Raw genomic sequence first — 24,425 nt, forward strand, 5'->3', positions numbered from 1 at the left:
TCCTCCTCCATCGCTACATCAATAGGATGACCAGTAGCAATCCAGATAGAAAGCCTAAACTTTTAACCATTTTTTCATAGCGATTCTGCTTATCAACTGCATCTTGTTCTTCGCGTTCGAGATGGTTCAGCGTCAGCAAAATATGCTTTTGCTGCGAATAACGATCATGCTGACCAAGCGTTTCACCAAATTGTTTTAAGATTTCCAGTTCTCCTGTTTTAAGTGCGGTTTGTTTCCAAAATTGGTCCAACGTCTTTTCCCAAGCTTCCTTGACACTTTCAGTACCTTCTTTTAATTTCATTGAAAACTCACTAAATAAAGAAGCTAAAGGGTTAGGAAGCTGTAGAGATAACAAATGAGCAACTTCTTGAAGAGGCCGGTTGCTATACATAATTTCCGCTTCTAACGACCGAAGAGCCGTTTTTAATTGCCTGAGCTGCCTAGGTCTTTCGCTAAGCTGCTTTGCAAACTCAAATCCAGTGTAAGTGGAAGCAAATAAGATAAAGATGGCACCAAACAGTTTCATACACCATCACCCTTTACTATTTTCAATAAGCGACTTTTCAGCGGTCAATTTCATGGAATTATAATGCTCATCATAGATAGCCTGAAGTGTTCCAGGACCTCGGCTGTTCGATAGCACAACATACTTTTTAAATACGTGAAGTTTCATTAAAGCTTGCAAAGTGGGACGCTTCATTAAATCGTCAATGTCATACCCATGAACAGTCATAATGACACGAACACCAGCATTAACGGCTTCAAGTACGGCCTTACAATCTTCTTCACTTCCAACTTCATCCACGATCAGTACATCGGGACTCATGGAGCGAATCATCATCATCATGCCTTCAGCTTTCGGACAGCTATCTAATAAATCCATTCTAGATCCGAATGTATGCTGAGGAACCCCTTTAACAGCCCCAGCAATTTCTGATCGTTCATCTACAATCCCTACTTTAAACGGAGGAATCTTAGAGCGCTCTATGCCAGTGCTTATTACTCTGGCTAAATCACGAATCATGGTTGTTTTTCCTGTTTGAGGAGGTCCTATAATGACCGTACTTTGCCAATAGCGATTGTATAAAAAAGGAATAAGCTGATTCGAAATGCCAATCTTTTGTTTAGCAATCCGGATATTAAAGGATGATACATCACGAATCACACGAACCTGTCCATTTTCCGTTACAACTTTTCCCGCTAGTCCAACCCGGTGTCCGCCTTCAATGGTGACATATCCTTTTTTTAATTCTTCTTCAATCATATAAATCGAAAACTGGCTTAGTTTATTTAAGATAAATAAAGCATCTTCTGCACTTGGAAGATACGATTCGAAATAAGGCTGATTGTTGATTGTAAATTCGACAGGTCTTCCTATGCGCACTCGAATTTCTTCTAGCACATGAGAATGGTTTGTGACATAAAATTCAACAGTCTTTTTTAAATTAGGCGGAAAAATTGCAAGTATTTCGTTTAACATATTCATCCCCTCATATTTGAACTCACTTCAATGTATTATGAGCTTGACCATTTTATGCCTACCTTTTATTTAAAAACACCGATTAAAATGAAGAGCACTCCTATTACAATCATGATTAATTTTCCAAAAGATAATTGATCTGCTACGGACACTAAACCAATGGTGAAAGAACTCACCATTACAATCGGACCAACAAGCGCTAGCATTCCATTAATCATTAACGCTTTTTTCACATCATTGTTTGTGACAATTAAAATAGCGGCAATAAACTCAATAAATGAAGAAATAAATCGAAGGCACGCCATCGTTAATACCGTACCGTTTAAATGATCCAACCACTGCTTCATAAGCCCCTCCTATATCTCTGCGTTGTTTAGTACAACCTATGCAAAATAAGGAAGGGTTAGCACAAAAAAACACACAAAAAAGGCAGAGAATCATTCTCTGCCTTTTTCGTGTGTTTGCAGCTTGCTTACACGACCGAATTACGCGCGTGATACGTAGCTGCTGTCTGTTGTGTTAATAATTAATACGTCGCCTTCATTTACGAAGAAAGGAACGTTTACTGTTAAACCAGTTTCAACAGTTGCTGGTTTTGTACCGCCAGAAGCTGTGTCACCTTTAATACCAGGTTCAGTTTCTGTTACTTTAAGCTCAACTGTGTTTGGAAGTTCAACACCTAATGTCTCACCTTGATACATCATAATTGCGACTTCCATATTTTCTTTTAAGAATTTTAGCTCATATTCAATTGCACTCGCCGGAAGCTCTAATTGCTCATAAGACTGGTTGTCCATGAATACGTGCTGATCGCCGCTTGCATATAGATATTGCATTTTACGATTATCAATTTGAGCTTTTCCTACCTTTTCACCTGCACGGAACGTTTTTTCTTGCACAGCTCCTGTACGAAGGTTACGTAGTTTTGAGCGAACGAATGCAGCGCCTTTACCAGGCTTTACGTGTTGGAAATCCATTACACGCCAAATACCCCCGTCTACTTCTACTGTCAAACCTGTACGAAAATCATTTACTGAAATCATGAAGAAATCCTCCTACATTTTATAAAATAATGAACTCTTTTGATGAGTGCGATAATGCCTCATTACCTTCTGCTGTGACGACCGTATCATCTTCAATACGAACGCCCCCTAAGTCTGGTATGTAAATACCTGGTTCAACGGTTACAATCATACCTGGCTGCAGTACATCTGTAGATTTCACAGAAAGCGATGGGCCTTCGTGTACTTCTAACCCTACGCCGTGACCGGTCGAATGTCCAAAATACTGGCCGTATCCGTGTTCTGTAATATAATCACGCGTTAGCGCATCTGCTTCTTTACCCGTCATACCTGCTTTGATACCGTTCATTCCGTTAAGCTCTGCTTGCAGTACGACATTATAAATTTCTTTTAGCTTATCACTTACTTCACCGACGGCAAATGTTCGTGTGATATCTGAACAGTAACCATTATAGTATGCGCCAAAATCAAGCGTTACAAGTTCGCCTTTTTCAATTACTTTGTCAGAAGCAACACCATGCGGTAAAGCCCCGCGATGCCCTGAAGCAACAATTGTATCAAAAGATGAAGATGTTGCGCCTTGTTTTCTCATAAAGAACTCCAGTTCATTCGATACTTGAAGCTCTGTTAAACCAGGACGAACAAAGGTTAAAATATGTTCATATGCTGCATCTGCTATTTTTGCAGCTTCCTTTAATATCTTAATCTCTGAGTCACTCTTTATCAAGCGTAAGTTTTCGATTGCGTGCGAGATTGGAACAAGTTCCGCGCCGATATGCTTATCAAATAATTGATGCTGTCCATATGTAACATAATTCTGTTCAAAACCAAGCTTTTTAATTCCAAATTGTTTCACTACATTCGCTACTTCTTCTACAATAGGACCCTTGTGCTGAACGATATCAAAACCTTCTGTTTGACTAGTTGCTTGTTCAACATAACGAAAATCTGTTACAAATGCCGCTTTGTCTTCAGAAATGATAACGACACCAGCAGATCCTGTAAAATTGGTCATATAGCGTCTGTTATATTCACTTGTAACGACAACACCGTCTACATTCAACTTTGAAAACTGTTCGCGTAGTTTTTCGATTTTCATTTTATTTCCCCCTTAATTGTAAAAGTGCCTGCAGAGCAAGCTCGTATCCGTATAAACCTAACCCGACAATTTGACCATGCGTAACAGGTGCCGTCACCGAATGGTGGCGAAACTCTTCACGCTTATGTACGTTCGAAATATGCACTTCAATAACAGGAACAGATATACTGGCAATCGCATCTCGAATGGCATAACTGTAGTGAGTAAAAGCACCAGGATTGATCATAATCCCATCAAACTTCTCATCCGCTTCGTGAATCCAGTCGATAATTACACCTTCGTGATTAGACTGTACGCACTCAACTTCTACCCCATAGTCTCTGCCTGCTCGCTGAAGCTTCTCTTCAAGATTTTGAAGATTATCTGTCCCATATACCGCTGGTTCGCGTACGCCTAAACGGTTTAAATTAGGACCGTTTATTACTAAAATCTTATTCATCTTATTTCAACACTCTCCCCTACTACGCACCCTTTATGCAGCTCACTTGTGTGAATTTACACTTTATTTTTCTTTTTAAATCATTATATAGAATATATTAGCATACGTTGGAACATTCACACTACTTATTCGCCGTTTGAAAATCTGTAGATTCATCTTTTGTTTGAAGCTCTGCCGCTTCAAAAGAAATGGAATATCCGATGAATACACCATATAAAATATAAATACAGAGGGATGAAATAATTGTGTTAGCTGGAAGCTCTCCAATTGTTTTCAAGTTAGGAAAGAGCGGATTCAAAACAACGAATACGATTGCCCACCATAATAAGCCGTAAGCAAAACCTATCCAAATTGTTTTAAACTTCTTTAATAGGACGTAGTATAACAACCCGACAACAATAGATAATACCCCTATGAGAAAAATACTGACGATAACACCTATTCCTTTATCCTTCCAATTACCTAATGCCCATGGATCTAAAAGCATATTTGGATTGATAACACTAAAGCTAAACAGATAATTTAAATAGCCAATAAAGCTCCAGAAAACCCCTCCAAAAAAGGAAATAAAGATGGCTTTAAATAAAAAAGATATTTCCTGTTTATGCGTAGGTTGGTTATCCTGTTTTTTTTCATGCTGTTCTTTAGGTTCTGACATATTAATCACCTCTTGATGTAGTATGAACTTTTTTCTCATTTCCTACCGACTCAGTTCTAAGTTTTTACGTTTATTACTCTTCCTATACGCAAGAAGGGCGCCTGATATCGCAGAGACATTTTAAAACTACTTCGCACAGAGTTTCATAAACAAATTTTATAAATGAAAGGAAAAAAATTCATATGAAGGGTGTGGAGATGAAAAATATTGGCTAAACTAGATAACATGCATCCGCCTAGAGGTTTATTTGATTTTGCTGTAGAATATAAAATACTAAGAAGTCTAGTCTAGTTAAGTTAGGTTGGTGCCTGAAATGTCTAAATTACAAAAACCTGCGTATGGTGGTCAAGCCGTTATAGAAGGTGTCATGTTCGGTGGCAAACGTATGATGGTGACGGCTATTCGCCGCAAAGATCAATCTATTGATTATTTTCATTCAAAAAGAAAATCAAATTCCGTACTCACTGCTTTAAAAAAAATTCCTTTTTTACGAGGAATTGCTGCTATTGTTGAAGCCAGTGCAAACGGTACGCAGCACTTGAACTTTTCCTCTGAACGCTATGACGTGAATCCAGAAGATGATGCTCAAGTAGCAGCAGAACAACAAAAAGAGAAAAAAGAATCAAAACTATCTTTAATATTTGGCGTTGCAACTATTGGTGTAATATCCTTTCTTTTCGGGAAAGTACTATTTACATTGATTCCTGTGTTTTTAGCACAATTGACACGTCCTGTTTTCACTTCAAGTGTAGCTCAAGTTTTTATTGAAGGAGTATTTAAACTATTATTGCTCCTTGGCTATATTTATGTGATTTCACAAACGCCACTTATTAAACGGGTGTTTCAATATCATGGAGCAGAACACAAGGTCATTAATGCATATGAAAACAATGCTGAACTTACGGTAGAAGCCGTTCAAGCACAATCTCGACTTCATTATCGCTGCGGAAGTAGCTTTATCCTCTTTACCGTAGTTGTAGGAATGTTTGTCTACCTACTAGTTCCAACGGATCCTCTTTGGTTACGAATTGTGGATCGCCTTGCATTAATTCCAGTTGTCCTTGGTTTATCATTTGAAGTGTTACAGTTAACCAATAAAGTTCGTCATGTCCCTCTTCTTCGCTTTTTAGGTTATCCCGGTTTATGGCTTCAGCTTTTAACAACCAAAGAACCAAAAGATGATCAAGTTGAAGTTGCGATTGCTTCATTTAAAGAACTTTTACGCGTTGAAAATGAACTTTCTTCTACCACTGACGAACAAGTTGTCTAATCCACACCGTTTTGCTTTCTTTTTTTACTATTTTAGGAGGTGAACAAAATGAGACGTCCATTCGTGAAACCACTTGTATATGGTCTAATCGGGTTAGGAGTCATTGGCTTTGCATTTACGTTGATTACAGATCCAGCTGTTTTATTACGTCAAGCAGGTTATATTTTTCTGTTTATCATTTTGTTTTACTTAGTTTATCGGTTTATTCTCCGCCCTTCTCAGACAAAAGGTCAAGATAGAGGCTATGTGCGCGCAGTAAAGCAATCGAAACTGCGTCAAAAAGAAAAAGAGCGAGGAAGCAACAAAGTTGATATGCATACGTACCGAAGCTCAAATAAGCGCCCGGTATCCAAATCAACGAAACCGCTAAAGAAAAAGAAAAACAACTCACACTTGACCGTCATCGAAGGTAAAAAAGGAAAAAAGAAAAATAGAGCATTCTTTTAAAAAAACAAGGAGAAAAGCCTCCTTGTTTTTTTAATAGCACCATTTTTTCAAAAATGCCCTTGTACGCTTTTTGCCAAACGCAATCAGCTCTTCCTTCCGTTCTTCTGTGAGGGTAAATTCTGTCGCAAAAACTTGATTAACAGGTAAAAAGATAATATTTTTTTCGTGACGTTTTGAAATATGTCTTGCATCGTGCGCATCTTTCATCGTCTCAAAAAGCGCACTGAATAAACCAACGGCATTTTTAATTTTATTCCGTTCTCTCTCTTCGTCCTTCGGACTCAGCTTCACACCAATTACCGGTCGTTTCTTCAAACTTTTATCATCATCAAATAAAAAAATTGGAAAGTTGCTTAACACTCCCCCGTCGACTATTAAACTGCTTGGAGTAGATTTTAATTTAACCGGCTCAAAAAAATATGGAATGCTGCAGCTCATCCGAACGGCTCTTGCTACAGAAAAACGATTCGGATCAATGTGATATTTAGGCAAATCATCTGGAAGAACAAGCATCGTACTGTTGGTCAAATCTGACGCAATAATACGCAGCGACTGATCAGGCAAATCAGCAAATGTACGAATTCCTCTGCTCCGCAACTTCTCAGCAATCCACTTTTCAAGCCTTTCTCCTTTATATAATCCCATTTTCCAATATAAAAACAGCCATTTTGTCAAGCTCGATGGTAAAAAGGACATTCTTTGATCTAGGAAAGAAGATAACTCAATTTCATTCATCATTTCAACGATTTCTTCACTTGTATAACCAGCTGCTACAAATGCACAAATAATGGAACCCGCACTCGTTCCCGCTAACCGCCGAAAAATAAAGCCTTTTTCTTCTAGAGCTTGTAACGCACCAATCAGTGCAAGCCCTTTAATACCGCCACCTGAAAATACTCCGTCGACGTACACAGCCTCTCCTCCAAACTACCTACTCTACATTTGTAGTCGACTCAGCAACAAGTTATGATAAAAAGAAAAAAAGCAGTGACGCTATTGGCCGCTGCTTTTTCCTTATAATTTTTGCTCTTCTTCATTTCGTTTCTGTACATTGCGAAGATCTTGAATACGGTTATGATTTTCTTCAAAGTATTGAACCAAGTCCCCAATTCGATCAATGGAATTCCAGCTTAAATGATGTTCAATTCCTTCTACGTCATCATAAATATTCTTCTCATCCACGCCAATGATTCGCAATAGCTGCTCTAAGAGCTCGTGGCGATAAACAAGACGTTTTCCAATCTTCTGTCCCTTAGCTGTTAAAACAAGGCCTCGATATTTTTCATAAATTAAGTACTCATCTTTGTCTAGTTTTTGAACCATCTTTGTTACAGATGAGGGGTGAACCGCCAATGCATCAGCAATATCAGACACTCGAGCGTATCCTTTATCTTCAATTAGCATATATATTTGTTCAATATAATCTTCCATACTCGGTGTAGGCATGAAATCTCCCCCAATTAATATTATGTATTGCTAATAATAAGTCATAAATGTCTGTTTCTTATAGTGATATCGTGTTCATGTTTGGTAATCTATGTGAAAAAAACGTGTAAATAAAGCGATGTCATAAGATAAAACTGGATAAAAGACATTCAATTAAAATCATACTACAATGCTTATTCAAATACAAGAACCGTTCTCTCCCGCTTCTTATTTATGCCCCATTTTCATACATAATAAAAGCCGACTCACTTGAGTCAGCTTTTACTAGTCAATCATGATTAAAAATTAAAGGCCGCATTTCAGCTGTGCACCACAGTTTGTACATGTGTTGCATCCGCCCATTTCCTCTACCGTTCCTTGACGACAAACCGGACACGTATTACCTACTTCAGAACCGATTGTTACATCAGTTGAACGAATTTCATTAATTGTATCAACTAACACAACGTGTGGTTTTGTTTCTTCTTTTGGCGCTTCAATTTCTTCATCAAACGTATTTTCTTCTGCTTTTAGCGTTAAGACTTGTGCATCACGGCTTCCGTCTACGTACACCGTACCGCCTTTTGCTCCGCCTTTATACAGACGCTCGTACACTTTTTGAACTTGCTCTACCGTGTAACCACGAGGAGCGTTTACTGTTTTACTAATTGAGCTATCAATCCAGCGCTGAATCACACATTGCACGTCCGCGTGAGCTTGTGGTGCAAGTTCCATAGCTGAAATGAACCATTCAGGAAGATTGTTTGGATCTGCTTCTGGATGCTGATCTAAATACTCTTGAACGATATCAGCTTTCACTTCAATAAACTTACCTAAACGACCGCTTCGGAAGTATGAGAATGAGAAATAAGGTTCAAGACCCGTTGATACTCCAACCATCGTTCCAGTACTGCCTGTTGGCGCTACTGTTAATAAATGAGAGTTTCGGATACCGTGCTCTTTAATGTTTTCACGAATATCTTCAGGCATTTTTTTCATGAAGCCTGTATTTGTGAATGCTTCACGTAAAGAAGCCGTTTCAGCATCTGTTTCGCCCACTAAGAACGGGAAGCTTCCTTTTTCTTTTCCAAGCTCTACAGACGCGCGGTAAGCCGTCGTGGCAATTGTTTCAAACACTTTATCTACTAACTCATTGCCTTTGTCAGAGCCGTATTCTGTTTCACAATAAATAAGAAGATCGTGAAGACCCATTACACCAAGACCAACGCGGCGTTCGCCAAGCGCTTGCTTTTGGTTCTCTTCTAAGAAATAAGGAGTTGCATCAATAACGTTATCTTGCATTCTAACGCCCGTTTCAACCGTTTGACGTAGCTTTTCAAAGTTAACTGTTTTTGTTTCTTTATCTGCCATTTGCGCTAAGTTAACAGCAGCTAAGTTACAAACAGAGAATGGTGCAAGTGGTTGTTCACCACATGGATTCGTTGCAACAACGTGCTGACCATATGCTTGAGCATTTGTCATGTCATTAGCATTGTCAAAGAAGAAAATGCCTGGTTCAGCTGAGTACGTTGCACAAATATTAATTAAGTTCCATAGCTCTTTTGCACGAATAGTACGGTACGTACGAACTTTGTTTCCTTGTTTTGCCCACTCGCGCACATCGCCTACTTCGTGCCAGTTTTCATTGTAGTTAGCCATTTCTTCTTTTGAATAGCTTTCTACGTCTGGGAAGCGAAGTTCGTATTCACCGTCGTTTTCAACAGCATCCATAAAATCTTTTGTTAAGCATACAGAAATGTTTGCTCCTGTTAAAAACTCTGAGTTATGAACGCTGTACGTTCCGCCTGTTTGCAGCTTTTCTTCTGCATCTTTAATGATTTTTTCACTGAACCCACCAAGACCAGGAATTTGTTTATAGTTAATGATTCCTTGGTACATCGCTTCTTCAGACTCTGTTAGCGGCGTGAACTTCAATTTATCTTGAGCGTGCTTTTTAATCATTTCGTCATTTGTGTTTTCAATTAAGAAACGTAAAATGCGAGGGTTTTGCATTTTAGAAATAATAAACTCTACAATGTCAGGATGCCAGTCGGCAAGCATGATCATTTGAGCCCCACGACGTGACCCACCTTGCTCAACAAGATGCGTCAGTTTAGCAATATCATCTAACCATGAAACCGAACCAGATGATTTGCCGTTTACACCGCGAGCCAGCGTGTTGCGCGGGCGAAGAGTTGAACCATTCGTTCCAACACCGCCTCCACGGCTCATGATTTCCATTACTTGTTTGCGGTGTTCTGAAATACCTTCACGTGAATCTTTCACATAAGGCATTACGTAACAGTTAAAGTAAGTTACGTCCGTGTCAGCACCTGCACCGTAAAGAACGCGACCAGCGGGTACAAAGTTTAGCTGAACAAGCTCTTGATAGAACTTTTCAAACCACTCTTTGCGCTTTTCTTCTGTTTTTTCCACAGAAGCTAAGCCTGTTGCATTACGTTTTGCAATTTGCTCGTAGAAGACTTCTAGAGGCTTTTCAATGACATCTAGCGAACGAGTAATTAACCCGTTTTCTGCTTCTTCAGGCGATAAAGCACCTCTAAACTCATCTTCTACCTTGACAACAGCGGTCTTTTGCTCAAAATTAATGCTTTCCACATAGCCAAGTCCTCGTGCTGGAAATTTTGGGTCTTCCTTTACAGTTAGAACAACAAAATCTCCTTCTGATAACGTTAATTTTTCCGTATCTTTAAACGCATAGCGGTCTAACATTACCAATCTTGAAACACCTTTATGAGTTAACTTCATATCCGGTGTAATCGGATGTACTTGCGGAAAGCGTTCAATATCTGAATTGAGCTTTTCAACATTCATATTCACTTTTTGATTTAACAAAACAGTCATTCTCACAACTCCTTACCTATCGAACATCTATAAATTTATTAACTCTATTTCCTTTTAAAGGAAATAGAGTTTTTCAATCAACTATCAATAACTTACCACACGGCTTGGACGAATTCAATATATAGTATTTGACACTTCTCCAAACATCTACATATAGAAGGGTGTCAAGTGAAATATTTTTTTTTTCGTAAAAAAAGTGTTTGACTTTTCTTCCCTATGTATTCTATTAGCCAAGCATTGTTTCTAAAAATCCCAATAAAAAGTGCAACTTATAAGAAGTTGCACTTTTATCTATTTACCATCCGCATTCGTTTAGCGCTTAAAGTTCCATTCATCCGATCCGTACTTTGTGCGCGCTAGTTCTTCTACATATGCTTCCTCTTCTTCAGACAGTGTATACGGTTCTAAATCGATATCAAGAGCAGAAGCAAATCCTTTATAAAACGCTTCTTTTGCTTCTTCGATAGAAATTTTGCGGCCCGCAATTGCATTGATCGCTACCGCTTTAGAACGAAATGCGCGCTGCATTCTTTCTTTCACGCGGTCATTTGGATAATTAAACACGCTGAATAATTTATCTTCATCAATCTCTAACAGAATAGAGCCGTGCTGTAGAATAACTCCTTTTTGTCTAGTTTGGGCACTTCCAGCAATTTTGCGGCCCTCTACAACAAGTTCATACCAAGAAGGAGCATCAAAGCACACGGACGAACGAGGGTTTTTTAAGCTATTTTTTTCTTCTTCTGAACGAGGAATAGCAAAATAAGCCTCGAGCCCTAACGAACGAAATCCTTCCAGTAAACCTTCTGAGATCACGCGATATGCCTCTGTAACTGTCTTAGGCATATTAGGATACTCTTCAGATACAATAACGCTGTAAGTAAGCTCTTCATCATGAAGCACGCCCCTGCCGCCCGTTGGACGTCTCACAAAGCCTAATCCTAATTCTTTTACTTTATCAAAGTTAATTTCTTTTTCAGCTTTTTGAAAATAACCGATTGACAGCGTTGGAGGGTTCCATCCGTAAAAACGAATCGTAGGTGGAATTTCCCCTTTACTATGCCATTCTAATAACGCTTCATCTAACGCCATATTGTAATAAGGCGAACGGTTGTTGGAATCAATAAATCTCCACTTTGCTTTCATCTACCTCATCCTCAGCTATATGTAATATAAAAAATAAATCCGTTTTTTAGTCTACCAAAAGATTGAGCTAAGGAAAAGCAAAGAGCAACATAAAACTGCGAATTCAAATGTGGTAGTTTTTTCATTTTCGGGAAGAAATCCGCTAGATTCAAGGCAAAATCGCTTTACTTCTAATTTCATTCACTTATATAATAAGAGTATGGATTTTGTCGAAGAAAGGAAGAATCAGCATGTCAGCAATTACAGCAGTACTCATTTTACTTGGAGTAATCATCATATACTCTGTCGTTATGTTCTTTGTCCAACGTCGCATTATGAAAACGTTAACTGAAGAAGAATTCCGCAGCGGCTACCGCAAGGCACAGCTAGTTGATATTCGTGAACCGAATGAATTCGAAAACGGACATATTTTAGGCGCACGAAATATTCCTCTGTCACAGTTCCGTATGCGCATTAAAGAATTTCGTTCAGATCAGCCTGTCTACATCTATTGTCAAAGCGGAATGCGCACAGGACGTGCAGCACAAATGCTTCGTCGCCACGGTGTTCAAGAAATCTATGATTTAAAAGGCGGCTTCAAAATGTGGAACGGTAAAGTAAAAAAGAAAAAATAATGGTATGTATATAGAAAAACCTCGCCTTTGGGCGAGGTTTTTTGTTAGACGTTTTGAACAGCCTGTTCTTTCTGATAGCGAAGCACTGGCTTTCTAGCTGCCAGCGTTTCGTCAAGGCGCTTCACAACCGTTGTATGCGGAGCTTCCTGTACGAGTTCAGGCGTCTCTTCTGCTTCTTTTGCAATTTGAATCATCGCATCGATAAACGCATCTAGCGTTTCTTTCGACTCTGTTTCCGTTGGTTCGATCATCATGCACTCTTCTACGATAAGAGGGAAGTAGATCGTCGGCGGATGATAGCCAAAATCAAGCAGTCGTTTCGCGATATCCAATGTGCGCACACCAAGCTTTTTCTGACGTTTTCCTGATAAAACAAATTCGTGCTTACAGTGACGGTCAAACGGCAGCTCATAGTGCTCTGCTAAACGACGCATCATATAGTTGGCATTTAACACAGCATTTTCTGTTACGGCTTTTAAGCCGTCTGGACCCATTGAACGAATATACGTATAAGCGCGAACGTTGATGCCGAAGTTTCCGTAAAACGGCTTTACGCGTCCAATTGACTGAGGACGGTTATAGTCAAAGTGATAGCCTTGTTCTGTTTTCACAAGCACTGGTTTAGGCAAATAAGGAATTAAATCTGCTTTTACCCCTACCGGACCAGAACCAGGACCGCCTCCTCCATGAGGGCCTGTAAACGTTTTATGAAGGTTTAAATGAACCACGTCAAACCCCATATCTCCAGGACGAGCTTTACTTAATACTGCGTTTAAATTTGCACCGTCATAATAAAGCTTTCCACCTGCTGCGTGAACAATTTCAGCCATTTCTAAAATATCTTCTTCAAATAACCCCAGCGTATTTGGATTTGTTAACATTAAAGCGGCTGTATCTTCTCCTACTACGCGGCGTAAATCCTCTAAGTCCACTAAACCATGTTCGTTTGATTTTACCGTTACCGTTTCAAATCCCGCAACTGTTGCCGAAGCCGGGTTCGTTCCGTGAGCTGAGTCTGGAACAATGACTTTTGTTCGCTGCGTCTCACCATTTGCTTCATGATAGGCACGAATCATCATAAGCCCGGTCCACTCGCCATGAGCACCCGCTGCTGGCTGAAGTGTTACTTCATCCATTCCCGTAATTTCTGTTAAATGCTCTTGTAAATCATATAAAAGTTCGAGAGCACCTTGAACCGTTTGCTCATCTTGAAGCGGATGAATATGCGCTAACCCAGCAATGCGTGCTGCTTGTTCATTCACTTTTGGATTATATTTCATCGTACATGAACCAAGCGGATAAAACCCTGAGTCCACTCCGTGATTTCGTTTTGAAAGCGCGGTGTAATGACGCATAATATCGAGTTCTGATACTTCAGGAAGCTCAGGAGCTTCGGTACGGACATACGCTTTTCCAAGCAGCTCTTCAGCATTTACTTGCGGAACATCTAACTCCGGCAATGAATAGCCGATTCGCCCTTCTTTACTGCTTTCAAAAATAAGTGATTGATTTTGATTAAGCATGAAGATCCCCCAATTCATTTACAAGTTGGTCAATTTCCTCTTTTGTACGGAGTTCTGTAAAAGCAAGCAGCATGTGATTTTCAAGCGCTTGGTTATCACGGCTAAGATCATAACCGCCAATTATTTTTGATGCTAATAAATGATTGTTTGCTTCTGTTACCGAAACAGGAAGCTTCACGACTAATTCGTTAAAAAACGGTCCTTCAAATGCTACATTTACTCCTTTTGCCTTTAACGCTTCATATGCATAATGCGTTTTTGATAAGTTTTGCAGCGCCATTTCTTTTACACCTTGCTTGCCTAAAGCTGTCATGGCAACTGATGCCGCTAAAGCATTTAACGCTTGATTTGAACAAATGTTAGACGTCGCTTTATCACGGCGTATATGCTGCTCACGAGCTTGAAGGGTTAAAACAAACCCTCGCTTACCGTTTTCATCCACCGTTTGCCCTACTAATCGTCCTGGAATTTTCCGCATAAGCTTAGACGTAGTTGCAAAGTATCCGCAGTGCGGGCCTCCAAATTGACTTGGAATACCAAATGGCTGTGCATCTCCAATGACAATATCAGCTCCAAATTCTCCAGGAGGCGTAAGTAAACCTAATGATAAAGGATTGCTTGAAACCACAAACATACATTTTTCTTGATGAGTAATTTCTTCAATTTCTTTTAACGGCTCGATTTGTCCGTAGAAATTTGGATACTGGACAATAACAGCTGCCACGTCACTTCCCATCTCTTTTTCTAATGCAATCATATCTGTTACGCCGTCTGCTGCAGGGATTTCTACCACTTCAATATATTGACCCTTCGCATACGTTTTTAACACATCTTTTGACTCAGGGTGAACGGCCGCAGAGACAAGTACTTTTTTCTTTTTCGTTTGACCCGCACTGAGCATAGCGGCTTCTGCTAAAGCAGTTCCTCCGTCATACATAGAAGAATTGGCCACGTCCATCCCCGTTAACTCACAAATCATTGTTTGAAATTCAAAGATGGCCTGAAGTTCTCCTTGAGAAATTTCTGGCTGATACGGAGTATAGGCAGTATAAAATTCCGAACGAGAAATAACATGGTCAACAATAACCGGCATGTAATGATCATAAACTCCCGCTCCTAAAAAAGAAGAATATTCTTTCAAATGAGCATTTTTTGCAGCCATATTATTTAATTCTTTTAACAGCTGAGGCTCTGAAGCCGCTTTTTTAATATTGTATTCTCCTTGAAAACGAACGCGCTGCGGAATATCTGAAAATAAATCATCAACGGATGAAACACCAATTGCTGCTAACATTTGCTGCTGATCTTGTTCTGTCATTGGTAAATAGCGATGTAACATGTTAAATTCCTCCCCAAAGCTTACTTTGAACGTTTATAAAAAGGTGTTGAAACCACTTTTGCTTTTAAGCGTTTTTTCCGAACCTGCACTTCCACTTCTTGACCAAGCTCTGTATACTCTGCTGATAATAGCGCTAAACCGATGTTTTTCTTTAATGTCGGTGACTGTGTACCTGTTGTCACAAATCCAATTTGTTCTTCATCTGCAAATACTTCGTAACCGTGTCTTGGTATACCTTTATCAATCATTTCAATTCCTACCAGCTTACGAGGTGCCCCGCTTTCACGCTGTTCTTTTAACACTTCTTTTCCAATAAAGCTGTCTTTGTTCGTCTTTACTGCAAATCCAATTCGAGCTTCAATGGGCGTAATATCTTTTGAAAGCTCTTGGCCATATAAAGCCAAAGTAGCTTCAAAACGAAGCGTATCGCGAGCTCCTAGTCCGCAAGGCAACACACCGTCCTCACTTCCTGCTTCTAAAATAGCCGTCCACAAGTGAGAGGCGTCAGCTGAAGAACAATAAATTTCAAAACCATCTTCTCCGGTATATCCAGTACGTGAAACGAGAGCATTTACATTCGCTACTTCTACATCATCAGCAAATGTAAATGGCTTTAATGAAGCTAAATTTTCATTCGTTAACGTTTGTAAAACTTTTTCTGCTAAAGGACCTTGTAATGCTAGCTGCGCAGTTTCATCAGATTGATTAACGAGCGTTACATCTTTTTGCTTGTGAGACACAAGCCACTCATAGTCTTTTTGAATATTAGCAGCGTTTACGACCAGCAAATACTCTTGATCTGCTTTTTTGTAAATCAGCAAATCATCTACCGTGCCTCCGTCTTCATAACACATAGCCGTATACTGCGCTTTTCCATCTACAAGGGTAGAAACGTCATTTGTCATCGTATGCTGAAGAAAAGCTAAGCTATCAGCTCCTGTCACAAGAATTTCTCCCATATGAGAGACATCAAAAAGACCTGCCTTTGTACGTACAGCTTCATGCTCTTCTTTAATAGAAGAAAATTGAACGGGAAGAGCCCATCCTCCAAAATCAATTGTTTTGGCACCATATCTTTGATAGGTATCATAAAGCGGCGTTTTGTGTAATTCTGTTGTCATATTTATGTCCTCCTCTTTTTCACGTGAAACTTTTCATAACGGGGAGTTTTCAAATAGTGTGGGGATCACTATGTATCCAAACAAAAAAGGACAGAAAACCCCCTACTGTATTTAGTAGGAAGTCTCTGTCCTTTTCACCTGAAAGTTTACCTATAAACGAATAGGTTTGCCTCGTGGGTGGTCTATAAACGCATAGACACTCTCCAGAGCTGCGTCAAACAAGAGTCTTTTTGCCTGAGAGATTCACAATTTTATTGCTTGCTCCTTCGGCGCTACATTCAAGTAGTCTCTCCCCGTGTCGTCATTCGCTTCTATAAAGTTGGTAAAGTTGGGCATACTACTGAAAGATGTATCTATCTTTATTCACACAATCATTTGTAAAGTGCTAATCTATTTTCTTTTTCAAATTTTCTAAATATATTTTTATCCTACCTGATTCTTATCATTTGTTCAATAAAAATTTTTTACAAAGGAGCATTTTTATCATGAAAGTGAAATTAAACATCGATGAAACATGGGAAGCAGCCTTCTCAACTAAATTGGAGCAAGACGGCCCTTGGTCTGCATGGGATTTGTATAAACTTGCCTATGAAATAGAAGACCAAACGCTTATCTCAGAATTTGAAGGGCTACAAAGCCCAACACATCTAGCCGATTTAACGCCGCTTCCTCATCAGCTCGAAGTAGCCAAACAAGTAGTCGAAACAATGAATGGGAAAGCCATTTTAGCAGATGAAGTAGGACTAGGGAAAACGATTGAAGCAGGGTTAATTTTGAAGGAATATATGATTCGCGGGCTTGTTAAAAAAGTTCTCATTTTAGTTCCAGCTTCGCTTGTTTCACAGTGGGCTATGGAATTGAATCAAAAATTTTATATTCCCGCGGTCCCTCAAAGAAAATCATATGTGTGGGATCAGTGTGACATCGTTGTATCTTCAATTGATACAGCAAAACGTTCCCCTCATCGAGAAATTGTGCTAGAACAAGACTACGACCTCATCATCATTGATGAAGCTCATAAACTTAAAAACAACAAAACAAAAAACTATGAATTTGTTCAAAGCCTGAAAAAGAAATTTTGTCTGTTGCTAACCGCAACACCGATTCAAAATCGAATTGAAGAAATTTTCAACTTAGTCTCTCTTTTAAAGCCTGGCCATCTCGGCAATAAAGACTATTTCGAAGAATTATTTTCTGCTAAAAAACGATCTTTGCAAAACGATGAGCACTTAAAAGAGCTTGTTAACAAAGTTATGATTCGAAATCGCCGCCATGATACTGGTATCGAATGGACGAAGCGAATTGTTCAAACCATTCCTGTTGAATTTTCACCGAAAGAACGCGAGCTATACGATGCGATTACGTCTTTTAAAGGAAACGGACTGCACCCTTCAAGTGCTTTTTCAATTTTAACCCTGCAGCGAGAGGCCTGCAGCAGCCGTGAAGCGGTGTATATGACATTAAAAAACATGCTGGAACGTCAGGAAGATCAAAACAGCGCATTAACGGAACATATGATTACTCCGTTAATGCAACTACTTCAGCAAGTGCCGCAAAATGCAAAAGCAGAAAAAGTTCTGGAACTCGTTCAAAAAATTGATGACAAAGTTATTATTTTCACTGAGTACAGAGCAACTCAACTGTACTTACAGTGGTATTTAAAACAGCATGGAATTACCTCTGTACCGTTTAGAGGAGGATTTAAGCGAGGTAAAAAAGACTGGATGAAGCAGCTTTTTGAAAGCCACGCGCAAGTATTTATTGCCACTGAAGCGGGCGGAGAAGGAATCAACCTTCAGTTTTGTCATCATATTATTAACTATGATCTACCGTGGAATCCAATGCGTCTAGAACAGCGAATTGGAAGGGTACATCGTTTAGGTCAAAAACATGATGTTCACATTTACAATTTAGCGATTCAACATACGGTCGAAGAACATATTTTAAAATTGTTATACGAAAAAATAAACCTTTTTGAACGAGTTGTTGGAGAGTTAGATGATATTTTAACAAAGCTTGATTTAAAAAATATCGAAGAGCATATTCAAGATATTTTATTTCATTCACGGAGTGAAGGAGAAATAAAAATCAAAATGGAGAACTTGACGTCTATTATTCAATACGAAGACAGCGAGGAGGATCAGCATGCAGCAAACTGATATTCATCAATTTTTAAAGCGTTACTTTCTAGCTAATAATTGTTCTATTGTCACAGAAACACCATCTTATCTAAAGGTTCAATTAACAATCGAACTTGACAAAGAGTTGATGAATCGTCCATTTTATTGGCATTATGTTGAAAAGACAGGCGGAGAAGCAAATCCTGCTTCACTCACTTTCATTACAGATCCCGCGTTTGAAGACGATTCTGTTCAAGGAGAACGAATTCATTTTGGCTCACCTAGGCTGCATCAAATTTTCGCTTCTACTCAAAAGCTAGGCGGGTTTATTCATCTGTATGAACAAGTTTCATCAGCTCAACCAACAAATCAGCCTTTACACCCTTGGCTTGCGTTAAATATTAAAGTCTCATACAAATGCGACCGTAAAAAGGATGAGCTCTTGTCGCTTGGCATTAATTTAATTAACGGACAAATCGTTGAATCATTTCATGAATCAATCATTAATCAAAATTTATCATCTAAAATCTCGGACTATTGCTTTACTCTTTCACCTTTTATTAAGCCGAAAAGTGCGATTGCACGACTCACATCATACGTGACTGACTACGTTAAAACTCAACCGACTGAATGGGCAGAAAAAGCGCAGGAAAGATGGTACGAAGACTTAGCACTGCTTGATCATTTTTACGAAACAGCAGAAGAGCTGCCAGAAATATATATGACCGAAAAAACAGCGCTTCAAGAGCTGTACGAACCGACCATCTTATTTAAGTTTATAAACGGTGGCTTATTTTACATATCGCCCGAAACGATGTCACGTCAATTTAATAAAACACAAGTCGGTTAAAAAAAGATGAGCATATGATATGCTCATCTTTCTTTTTTCTTTCGGTACCACAGCATAAACGACAGCGGAATCATTCCAAACCATCTGTTCGCAAAAGGTGCTCGCTCTTCTTTTTTTTGAATCTTTTTCGTTTTCCTCTCTTCTTTTGGCTGATCCATATATTGTACAAATTGCTGAGTCATATATTTTACATAATCATTCGTTTTCATATAATCATCTCCTCAGCACTATTATATCCGGAGAGAAAGAGACTTAATCCGTCCACTTCACAATGTGCTGATCCTTTTTTTGAATATATGCGGTTTCTGTCAATGCTCTTCCTTGCAGTGTTTGACACTTTATTTTTAGGATAATCATCTGTTCATCTTCACTTACTACGTCGTATGAAACCGTACCCGTTTCTAACACTAAGGGTGCAGATGGAGATTTATTATGTTCTTTTATTTCTTTTTTTACATGTACAACCGCGTTTTCTAAAAGATGCTGCAGACGATTTTTCTGCTCTACTTCTTGATAAAATGAACTTTTCGTCACAAAATAAGTAGTTTGCTGAGCTACTAACAGAAGAAAAAGCGCACAAAATGCCAACACAACCGGGAGAATAAACCCTTGCTCATTATGTTTCATAAGCAAGCATCAAAAACGTCGTAATGGTTTCTTCTCTAACTTTGTTAACACCGTCTGTTGAACGAATCAGCAGCCTTTCTTTTTGCTGTTCATACATGATATTCTTAATATGCTGCAGCACAACTTCATGACCGCTTTCATCCACTCGTCTTCTTATCTTGTCTTCGTATCGTTCATAAGTGATGATCTGATTATTTTCCATTTTCAACGTAAGCGTAGTCGCATGAATTCTCACTTCTTTTGCTTCTCGATATTCCATAGCAAGTTGATTCACAAAAATTTCCCACTCCATTTCATTCATACTAAAGTCTGGATTATATGTTTGCTTAGCTAGCGGAATGATAATGGGGAAAAATGAAACAATGATCAAAAAAAGAGCAAAACTGACTAACATCTCTACAAGCGTAAAGCCTTTTTCACTTTTCACTTCAACATCACATCACACTTCTTTTTCATTTTATCAGCCGAATCTGTCCATTCTACACAAAGCTTTTGAGCACTTTCTCCGTTCCACTTCAGATAAAACACAACGTTTTCTTTTACGATTTTTTCTCGCCGTTTATATCCTGTTTCATATTTATATTTCAATAGTTCTTCGTGTAAGATAGCATCAGCTTGATACGAAACATATTGCTTCTTTTCTTCTTCCTTCATCTGAACATACAAAGGAATAATTGTACCGGTTAGGAGTAAAAGCATGCTAAATGAAACAAGCATTTCTAACAAGGTATAGCCCTGCTGACCCTTACATCTTGTCCACATAAAAACGCCCTCTACCTATTTGAAAAGTAACTTTGTATTTAAACTTTTGACTGCTGATAAAAATGGTCTTTGCTTGAGAAATATTGCCGTTTTTGTTGTATTGTATCGTGGAATTGCCGCTTCCAAACGTGATATGAATGGTGGAGTCATAGACGCGCTTATAAAGAACGGCACGAGAATCAGAAACAATATATTCTGTTCCCTTCGGTGCGAAGTTAATTTTAATTGGAGATTCTCGGTTCATGGCTGTCTGCTGCACATAAAACGTGTCGCTTTGCAGCTGTCGCAAGAATAATGTGATTTTGTAATATTCCACAAGCGGCCGAATGGTTACGATAATGGAAAACATCATCACTTGCACAATAAATAAAACCATCAGCATCTCAATGAGGGTAAATCCTCTTTGCTTAAGAAGAACCACTAGCCGTAACCTTTCCGGTACCGTCAATTTGAATAGCTTGACCATTTGGACACACGGTGCCTTCTTTTAAGTAGCCTCCTGCTTCAAGCTCTTCTAGACTTGGTTTTTCGCCGTTTTCAAGCTCATATACTTGTACCTCAGCCTCTACGGTTTTGACAAGAGCTGAGCAGCCTTTGTTATTAATAACCGTATTATGCTTTAATACATTTGGAATCATAATGAGCAAAAGCACGGTAATAACGAGCATAACGATTAACATTTCAATAAGGGTAAACCCTTTATTACCTTTTAGAATCATATTCTTTCACCCTTCTACAAGCTCGACATCACTTCTAACATCGGAAGCATAACGGACATATACATAAGCAGAATGACCATTCCGATGAACAAAAATGTAAGCGGCTGTACATATTTTAAAATACGAAAAATAAATTGTTCCATTCTTTCCATCATAAATAGACTGTAATCATACAGCTCTTGAGAAAGCTCACCGTTCTGCTGGCCATGCACAATAACATGAGCCAAGTCTTTTTCATAATGAGATTTAGCTGAAACGATATGATCTAATCGCATTCCTGAGGAAAGTTGATCTGTAAAAGCAAAAGCTTCCACTTGAAAGAACGGATGATGCTCCTGCTTTTGAAAAAGAGCAAAACATTCATAAATAGATAAACCACCGTTTAATAAATTGCTCATATGAACAGAAAAAAAGTAGGAGTTAAATAGTCGTGTGAACGTTCGGATAACGGGAACTCTCATAAAAAGCTGCATTTGAACTACTGGAGGCAATTTTTTAATGTAAATTACATAAAACAAATAAAGGATGATTGGCATACTGATGACTGCAGGTAACACAAAAGGAAAGAACGACATCGCCTGCATAAATAAGAGGATAAACGAAGACTGCTTGTTTCCAAAGGATAAGTACAGAGCTTCAAACTGCGGAAGTAAAACCGTACTTAAAACAAATAAAATGGAAAGAATAAACAGAAGTAGCAATACGGGATATTGAACAAGCTTTTGAAATTTTTTACGATGCCTTACTTTTTCTTCAATCATTGAGCTACTTTCTTTTAAAGCAAATTGAAGGTTTCCATGCTGTTCCGCAAAATATAAATAGCTTAAAATATCACGGTGAAACTGAAGTTTAACAAAAGCATCGTGCAAAGATTCTCCTCGTTTTAACTGCTCAAGACATTTTTCAATATCCGTTTTTTCTTTGTTAGATACTTGAAACGTCAAAAATGAAAGAGCTTGAGAAAGAGTGTAGCCTTTTTCTAAGAGCTTGGAGACCTGCTTAAGAATTTTTGCTTGCTGAGCTAGAGACCACCTTTTTTGTCTATTTGTCTTTACCCCCATCCGTCTAGCGAATGCGGATATAAATAGCCTAGCGCGATTCCTTTTAGAATAACATCTCGGAGCGTCTTATAATCATAATCCGCATTTTCTCCTTTCACTTCTCTCATCACTGCGCTAAGCTCCTTGCCATAAAGCAATTCGTATATGCTGGACTGACGATGCTTCCTCATTTTTTTACAAGCAGGGTGGCATTTTCCCGAACACAGCGGACAGCGAATTTCTACAAGACGCTGTGCAGCTACTGCTACAAGAGTCTGCTCCATTTCTTGAAAGCTAACGCCAAACTCAAGCAGCCTGTACAAAGATCCTTTTGTATCTTTAGTATGCATCGTTGTCAAAACCAAGTGTCCGGTAAGCGCTGCTCTCACAGCAATTTTGGCGGTCTCACTATCTCTTATTTCTCCCACCATGATAATGTCTGGATCATGGCGCAATATAGCTTTTAAACCAGTCGTATACGTAATCCCTGCGCGTTCATTTACCTGCACTTGAAGCACGGTTTCACTCGGTTTTTCAATAGGATCTTCTAGTGTAATAACATTTCGATTAAAAAGGTGCTTTACTTCGTGTAAAAGAGTATATAGAGTAGTGGTTTTACCTGATCCTGTAGGACCGGTAAAAATAATTAATCCATGAGAGAATTTCAAGAGAGAAATAAGCTTTTTAGTATGTTCAGGAAAAAGAGATAAATGTTTGAGAGAGGTAGATTGTTGATGAGGCAAAAGCCGAATAACAAGACTTTCATCATGAGAAGTAGGAAGAGTTGATAAACGCAAATTTACTTGATAGTGATCAACGGAAGTGGTCAATGCACCATTTTGAGGTTTTCTGCGCTCCCCAATATCCATTCCCCCTAAAAATTTAAAATGCGAAATGAGCCGTTCAGACATTTCCTTTGAAATAACCCTCTTTAAAATAAGCTCCTGGTCAATTCGCAGCTGAATCACAGCATCTTTCTTTCGGGGCACAATATGCACATCAGAACTTCGACACTCACATGCATCTCGTATAACGTAAGTAGCAAACTGTTCAATTTCGGTCAAACGATCATCACTCCTTTATTTGTAATGAAGATGATTCTTAAAACACCTAGAAACAGTAATTTCGACCTTTTTCGAGATTTCCCTCCTTCTTTTTTCATTTTTTATAATTTTTTTCGTATACGCTTCTTTTCTTCGCTTCAGTCCTTGTACACGATGTACAACTTCTGTACACCTCTAAACGATTACATAAAAAAAAGACAACGTGATGTAAAACTCTACGCTGTCGTTTTATTCGTTATTTACTGAATTGAGCTTCTTCATCATGTATGCTTACACAACTAGAGACGCAAGACTTGTTTTTTTCTTGACCAAATTTTTAAGTGCAGATTCGTTATAACCTACTACAAGCTTTTTGCCATCCGTTAAAATGGGGCGGCGAAGCAAACGAGGATGTTCAATTAATAGATTAACTACTTGTGATAACGTCATGCTGTCCACATCAACATTTAACTTTTTATATTCCTGACTTCTTTTAGCAAGAAGTTCATCCATCCCTTCTGTTGTCATAGAAAGAAGTTCAAGCATTTCTTTATGAGTAGGTGTTTCTCTAAATAAATGACGCTCTTTAAAATTTACATCTTCCTTCACTAGCCACTTTTTCGTTTTACGACATGATGTACAGCTCGGGTACGTATAAAATTTAATTTCTTCCATATGAAACCCTCCCGTTTTTTAGTTATAGATTGTTTATATACATTGTACACGTTTTGTATAACCTTTGTATAGTATTTTGCATATGTTTTGTATAACTTTTTTTCTTCTGTCGTATTTCAAGGAAAAGATAGCGTTTTCAGG

The 24,425-nt window shown here is 38.7% G+C and carries 28 protein-coding genes and 1 riboswitch; of the genes, 5 read left to right on the forward strand and 23 right to left on the reverse strand.

Going from position 1 to position 24,425, the window contains the following annotated elements; all coding sequences use genetic code 11:
* Positions 1-13: 13 nt before the first annotated feature.
* From spoIIIAB to NST66_RS21640, 7 genes are all read right to left on the reverse strand, one after another.
* Positions 14-526 carry a stage III sporulation protein SpoIIIAB gene (spoIIIAB, locus tag NST66_RS21610; protein WP_028411597.1) on the reverse strand — a complete coding sequence of 171 codons (513 nt, stop codon included), beginning with the start codon at positions 524-526 and terminating at the stop codon, positions 14-16.
* 6 nt (positions 527-532) lie between these two features.
* Positions 533-1,480 (reverse strand): stage III sporulation protein AA, encoded by a 948-nt coding sequence (spoIIIAA, locus tag NST66_RS21615; RefSeq protein ID WP_028411598.1) that lies wholly within the window; start codon positions 1,478-1,480, stop codon positions 533-535.
* Between the two features lie 65 nt (positions 1,481-1,545).
* Positions 1,546-1,827 (reverse strand): YqhV family protein, encoded by a 282-nt coding sequence (locus NST66_RS21620; protein ID WP_028411599.1) that lies wholly within the window; start codon positions 1,825-1,827, stop codon positions 1,546-1,548.
* Positions 1,828-1,965: 138 nt separating this feature from the next.
* Positions 1,966-2,523, reverse strand: coding sequence for an elongation factor P (gene efp, locus NST66_RS21625; RefSeq protein ID WP_013059155.1), 558 nt, complete (start codon positions 2,521-2,523; stop codon positions 1,966-1,968).
* Between the two features lie 19 nt (positions 2,524-2,542).
* Positions 2,543-3,601 carry a M24 family metallopeptidase gene (locus NST66_RS21630; RefSeq protein WP_033579709.1) on the reverse strand — a complete coding sequence of 353 codons (1,059 nt, stop codon included), beginning with the start codon at positions 3,599-3,601 and terminating at the stop codon, positions 2,543-2,545.
* A 1-nt stretch (position 3,602) separates the two neighbouring features.
* Entirely contained in the window at positions 3,603-4,040 is a 438-nt protein-coding gene (aroQ, locus tag NST66_RS21635) for a type II 3-dehydroquinate dehydratase (protein ID WP_340843691.1), read from the reverse strand.
* Between the two features lie 121 nt (positions 4,041-4,161).
* Entirely contained in the window at positions 4,162-4,698 is a 537-nt protein-coding gene (locus NST66_RS21640) for a YqhR family membrane protein (protein WP_033579707.1), read from the reverse strand.
* Positions 4,699-5,011: 313 nt separating this feature from the next.
* Here NST66_RS21640 and NST66_RS21645 point away from each other — a divergent pair, with 313 nt between their 5' ends.
* Together NST66_RS21645 and NST66_RS21650 are read left to right on the forward strand one after the other, a co-directional pair.
* A complete protein-coding gene (locus tag NST66_RS21645) occupies positions 5,012-5,968 on the forward strand; it encodes a DUF1385 domain-containing protein (protein ID WP_014458240.1) in 957 nt (318 codons plus the stop codon).
* A 48-nt stretch (positions 5,969-6,016) separates the two neighbouring features.
* The gene (locus tag NST66_RS21650; protein ID WP_013059160.1) at positions 6,017-6,415 is read left to right on the forward strand and encodes an SA1362 family protein; all 399 of its coding nucleotides are present in this window, start codon (positions 6,017-6,019) and stop codon (positions 6,413-6,415) included.
* 30 nt (positions 6,416-6,445) lie between these two features.
* Here NST66_RS21650 and NST66_RS21655 read toward each other — a convergent pair whose 3' ends face one another.
* The 4 genes from NST66_RS21655 to NST66_RS21670 form a co-directional block, all read right to left on the reverse strand.
* Entirely contained in the window at positions 6,446-7,327 is an 882-nt protein-coding gene (locus NST66_RS21655) for a patatin-like phospholipase family protein (RefSeq protein ID WP_028411603.1), read from the reverse strand.
* A 102-nt stretch (positions 7,328-7,429) separates the two neighbouring features.
* Complete coding sequence (mntR, locus tag NST66_RS21660; RefSeq protein ID WP_013085004.1) at positions 7,430-7,861, reverse strand: transcriptional regulator MntR; 432 nt, start codon at positions 7,859-7,861, stop codon at positions 7,430-7,432.
* A gap of 285 nt (positions 7,862-8,146) precedes the next feature.
* Positions 8,147-10,705 carry a vitamin B12-dependent ribonucleotide reductase gene (locus tag NST66_RS21665; protein ID WP_221778860.1) on the reverse strand — a complete coding sequence of 853 codons (2,559 nt, stop codon included), beginning with the start codon at positions 10,703-10,705 and terminating at the stop codon, positions 8,147-8,149.
* A 312-nt stretch (positions 10,706-11,017) separates the two neighbouring features.
* Complete coding sequence (locus NST66_RS21670; protein ID WP_013085005.1) at positions 11,018-11,851, reverse strand: lipoate--protein ligase family protein; 834 nt, start codon at positions 11,849-11,851, stop codon at positions 11,018-11,020.
* A 230-nt stretch (positions 11,852-12,081) separates the two neighbouring features.
* On the opposite strand from NST66_RS21670, the gene NST66_RS21675 reads away from it, so the two are divergent.
* Positions 12,082-12,465 carry a rhodanese-like domain-containing protein gene (locus tag NST66_RS21675; protein WP_221817805.1) on the forward strand — a complete coding sequence of 128 codons (384 nt, stop codon included), beginning with the start codon at positions 12,082-12,084 and terminating at the stop codon, positions 12,463-12,465.
* 44 nt (positions 12,466-12,509) lie between these two features.
* Here the strand turns inward: NST66_RS21675 and gcvPB are convergent, their stop codons facing one another.
* The 3 genes from gcvPB to gcvT are packed head-to-tail and all read right to left on the reverse strand — an operon-like array spanning position 12,510 to position 16,448.
* On the reverse strand, positions 12,510-13,988 hold the full coding sequence (gene gcvPB / locus NST66_RS21680) for an aminomethyl-transferring glycine dehydrogenase subunit GcvPB (protein ID WP_028411605.1): 1,479 nt from the start codon (positions 13,986-13,988) through the stop codon (positions 12,510-12,512).
* A complete protein-coding gene (gene gcvPA, locus NST66_RS21685; RefSeq protein ID WP_033579704.1) occupies positions 13,981-15,327 on the reverse strand; it encodes an aminomethyl-transferring glycine dehydrogenase subunit GcvPA in 1,347 nt (448 codons plus the stop codon). The genes gcvPB and gcvPA overlap by 8 nt, the downstream gene beginning before the upstream one ends.
* 20 nt (positions 15,328-15,347) lie before the next feature.
* A complete protein-coding gene (gene gcvT / locus NST66_RS21690; protein WP_098626961.1) occupies positions 15,348-16,448 on the reverse strand; it encodes a glycine cleavage system aminomethyltransferase GcvT in 1,101 nt (366 codons plus the stop codon).
* 212 nt (positions 16,449-16,660) lie between these two features.
* Positions 16,661-16,753, reverse strand: a riboswitch (glycine riboswitch).
* 180 nt (positions 16,754-16,933) lie between these two features.
* On the opposite strand from gcvT, the gene NST66_RS21695 reads away from it, so the two are divergent.
* Entirely contained in the window at positions 16,934-18,607 is a 1,674-nt protein-coding gene (locus tag NST66_RS21695) for a DEAD/DEAH box helicase (RefSeq protein WP_034271042.1), read from the forward strand.
* Positions 18,594-19,418, forward strand: a complete 825-nt coding sequence (locus tag NST66_RS21700) for a YqhG family protein (RefSeq protein WP_034271046.1) — start codon at positions 18,594-18,596, stop codon at positions 19,416-19,418. Before NST66_RS21695 ends, NST66_RS21700 begins: the two co-directional genes overlap by 14 nt.
* Positions 19,419-19,441: 23 nt before the next feature.
* On the opposite strand, the gene NST66_RS21705 is transcribed toward NST66_RS21700, so the two are convergent.
* The 9 genes from NST66_RS21705 to NST66_RS21745 form a co-directional block, all read right to left on the reverse strand.
* Positions 19,442-19,627, reverse strand: coding sequence for a YqzE family protein (locus NST66_RS21705; protein WP_013059170.1), 186 nt, complete (start codon positions 19,625-19,627; stop codon positions 19,442-19,444).
* 43 nt (positions 19,628-19,670) lie between these two features.
* Positions 19,671-20,045, reverse strand: coding sequence for a competence type IV pilus minor pilin ComGG (gene comGG / locus NST66_RS21710; protein WP_033579700.1), 375 nt, complete (start codon positions 20,043-20,045; stop codon positions 19,671-19,673).
* The gene (comGF, locus tag NST66_RS21715) at positions 20,035-20,472 is read right to left on the reverse strand and encodes a competence type IV pilus minor pilin ComGF (protein WP_033579699.1); all 438 of its coding nucleotides are present in this window, start codon (positions 20,470-20,472) and stop codon (positions 20,035-20,037) included. Before comGF ends, comGG begins: the two co-directional genes overlap by 11 nt.
* Complete coding sequence (locus tag NST66_RS21720) at positions 20,469-20,807, reverse strand: type II secretion system protein (RefSeq protein ID WP_033579698.1); 339 nt, start codon at positions 20,805-20,807, stop codon at positions 20,469-20,471. The genes comGF and NST66_RS21720 overlap by 4 nt, the downstream gene beginning before the upstream one ends.
* Positions 20,791-21,228, reverse strand: a complete 438-nt coding sequence (gene comGD, locus NST66_RS21725) for a competence type IV pilus minor pilin ComGD (protein WP_221817848.1) — start codon at positions 21,226-21,228, stop codon at positions 20,791-20,793. Before comGD ends, NST66_RS21720 begins: the two co-directional genes overlap by 17 nt.
* Complete coding sequence (gene comGC, locus NST66_RS21730) at positions 21,215-21,526, reverse strand: competence type IV pilus major pilin ComGC (protein ID WP_016765560.1); 312 nt, start codon at positions 21,524-21,526, stop codon at positions 21,215-21,217. The genes comGD and comGC overlap by 14 nt, the downstream gene beginning before the upstream one ends.
* A gap of 14 nt (positions 21,527-21,540) precedes the next feature.
* Complete coding sequence (gene comGB / locus NST66_RS21735; RefSeq protein ID WP_033579696.1) at positions 21,541-22,587, reverse strand: competence type IV pilus assembly protein ComGB; 1,047 nt, start codon at positions 22,585-22,587, stop codon at positions 21,541-21,543.
* A complete protein-coding gene (comGA, locus tag NST66_RS21740) occupies positions 22,578-23,630 on the reverse strand; it encodes a competence type IV pilus ATPase ComGA (protein ID WP_028411611.1) in 1,053 nt (350 codons plus the stop codon). Before comGA ends, comGB begins: the two co-directional genes overlap by 10 nt.
* 270 nt (positions 23,631-23,900) lie before the next feature.
* On the reverse strand, positions 23,901-24,284 hold the full coding sequence (locus NST66_RS21745) for a Spx/MgsR family RNA polymerase-binding regulatory protein (protein WP_028411612.1): 384 nt from the start codon (positions 24,282-24,284) through the stop codon (positions 23,901-23,903).
* Between the last annotated feature and the right edge of the window lie 141 nt (positions 24,285-24,425).

The organism is Priestia sp. FSL W8-0524 (genome assembly GCF_038005965.1).
Classification (GTDB): domain Bacteria; phylum Bacillota; class Bacilli; order Bacillales; family Bacillaceae_H; genus Priestia; species Priestia zanthoxyli.

What these genes read in the sequence shown, in the direction of transcription:
- spoIIIAB (WP_028411597.1), bottom strand. Translation starts at nt 526, where the DNA reads ATGAAACTGTTTGGTGCCATCTTTATCTTATTTGCTTCCACTTACACT.
- spoIIIAA (WP_028411598.1), bottom strand. Translation starts at nt 1,480, where the DNA reads ATGTTAAACGAAATACTTGCAATTTTTCCGCCTAATTTAAAAAAGACT.
- NST66_RS21620 (WP_028411599.1), bottom strand. Translation starts at nt 1,827, where the DNA reads ATGAAGCAGTGGTTGGATCATTTAAACGGTACGGTATTAACGATGGCG.
- efp (WP_013059155.1), bottom strand. Translation starts at nt 2,523, where the DNA reads ATGATTTCAGTAAATGATTTTCGTACAGGTTTGACAGTAGAAGTAGAC.
- NST66_RS21630 (WP_033579709.1), bottom strand. Translation starts at nt 3,601, where the DNA reads ATGAAAATCGAAAAACTACGCGAACAGTTTTCAAAGTTGAATGTAGAC.
- aroQ (WP_340843691.1), bottom strand. Translation starts at nt 4,040, where the DNA reads ATGAATAAGATTTTAGTAATAAACGGTCCTAATTTAAACCGTTTAGGC.
- NST66_RS21640 (WP_033579707.1), bottom strand. Translation starts at nt 4,698, where the DNA reads ATGTCAGAACCTAAAGAACAGCATGAAAAAAAACAGGATAACCAACCT.
- NST66_RS21645 (WP_014458240.1), top strand. Translation starts at nt 5,012, where the DNA reads ATGTCTAAATTACAAAAACCTGCGTATGGTGGTCAAGCCGTTATAGAA.
- NST66_RS21650 (WP_013059160.1), top strand. Translation starts at nt 6,017, where the DNA reads ATGAGACGTCCATTCGTGAAACCACTTGTATATGGTCTAATCGGGTTA.
- mntR (WP_013085004.1), bottom strand. Translation starts at nt 7,861, where the DNA reads ATGCCTACACCGAGTATGGAAGATTATATTGAACAAATATATATGCTA.
- NST66_RS21665 (WP_221778860.1), bottom strand. Translation starts at nt 10,705, where the DNA reads ATGACTGTTTTGTTAAATCAAAAAGTGAATATGAATGTTGAAAAGCTC.
- NST66_RS21670 (WP_013085005.1), bottom strand. Translation starts at nt 11,851, where the DNA reads ATGAAAGCAAAGTGGAGATTTATTGATTCCAACAACCGTTCGCCTTAT.
- NST66_RS21675 (WP_221817805.1), top strand. Translation starts at nt 12,082, where the DNA reads ATGTCAGCAATTACAGCAGTACTCATTTTACTTGGAGTAATCATCATA.
- gcvPB (WP_028411605.1), bottom strand. Translation starts at nt 13,988, where the DNA reads ATGCTTAATCAAAATCAATCACTTATTTTTGAAAGCAGTAAAGAAGGG.
- gcvPA (WP_033579704.1), bottom strand. Translation starts at nt 15,327, where the DNA reads ATGTTACATCGCTATTTACCAATGACAGAACAAGATCAGCAGCAAATG.
- gcvT (WP_098626961.1), bottom strand. Translation starts at nt 16,448, where the DNA reads ATGACAACAGAATTACACAAAACGCCGCTTTATGATACCTATCAAAGA.
- NST66_RS21695 (WP_034271042.1), top strand. Translation starts at nt 16,934, where the DNA reads ATGAAAGTGAAATTAAACATCGATGAAACATGGGAAGCAGCCTTCTCA.
- NST66_RS21700 (WP_034271046.1), top strand. Translation starts at nt 18,594, where the DNA reads ATGCAGCAAACTGATATTCATCAATTTTTAAAGCGTTACTTTCTAGCT.
- NST66_RS21705 (WP_013059170.1), bottom strand. Translation starts at nt 19,627, where the DNA reads ATGAAAACGAATGATTATGTAAAATATATGACTCAGCAATTTGTACAA.
- comGG (WP_033579700.1), bottom strand. Translation starts at nt 20,045, where the DNA reads ATGAAACATAATGAGCAAGGGTTTATTCTCCCGGTTGTGTTGGCATTT.
- NST66_RS21720 (WP_033579698.1), bottom strand. Translation starts at nt 20,807, where the DNA reads ATGTGGACAAGATGTAAGGGTCAGCAGGGCTATACCTTGTTAGAAATG.
- comGC (WP_016765560.1), bottom strand. Translation starts at nt 21,526, where the DNA reads ATGATTCTAAAAGGTAATAAAGGGTTTACCCTTATTGAAATGTTAATC.
- comGB (WP_033579696.1), bottom strand. Translation starts at nt 22,587, where the DNA reads ATGGGGGTAAAGACAAATAGACAAAAAAGGTGGTCTCTAGCTCAGCAA.
- NST66_RS21745 (WP_028411612.1), bottom strand. Translation starts at nt 24,284, where the DNA reads ATGGAAGAAATTAAATTTTATACGTACCCGAGCTGTACATCATGTCGT.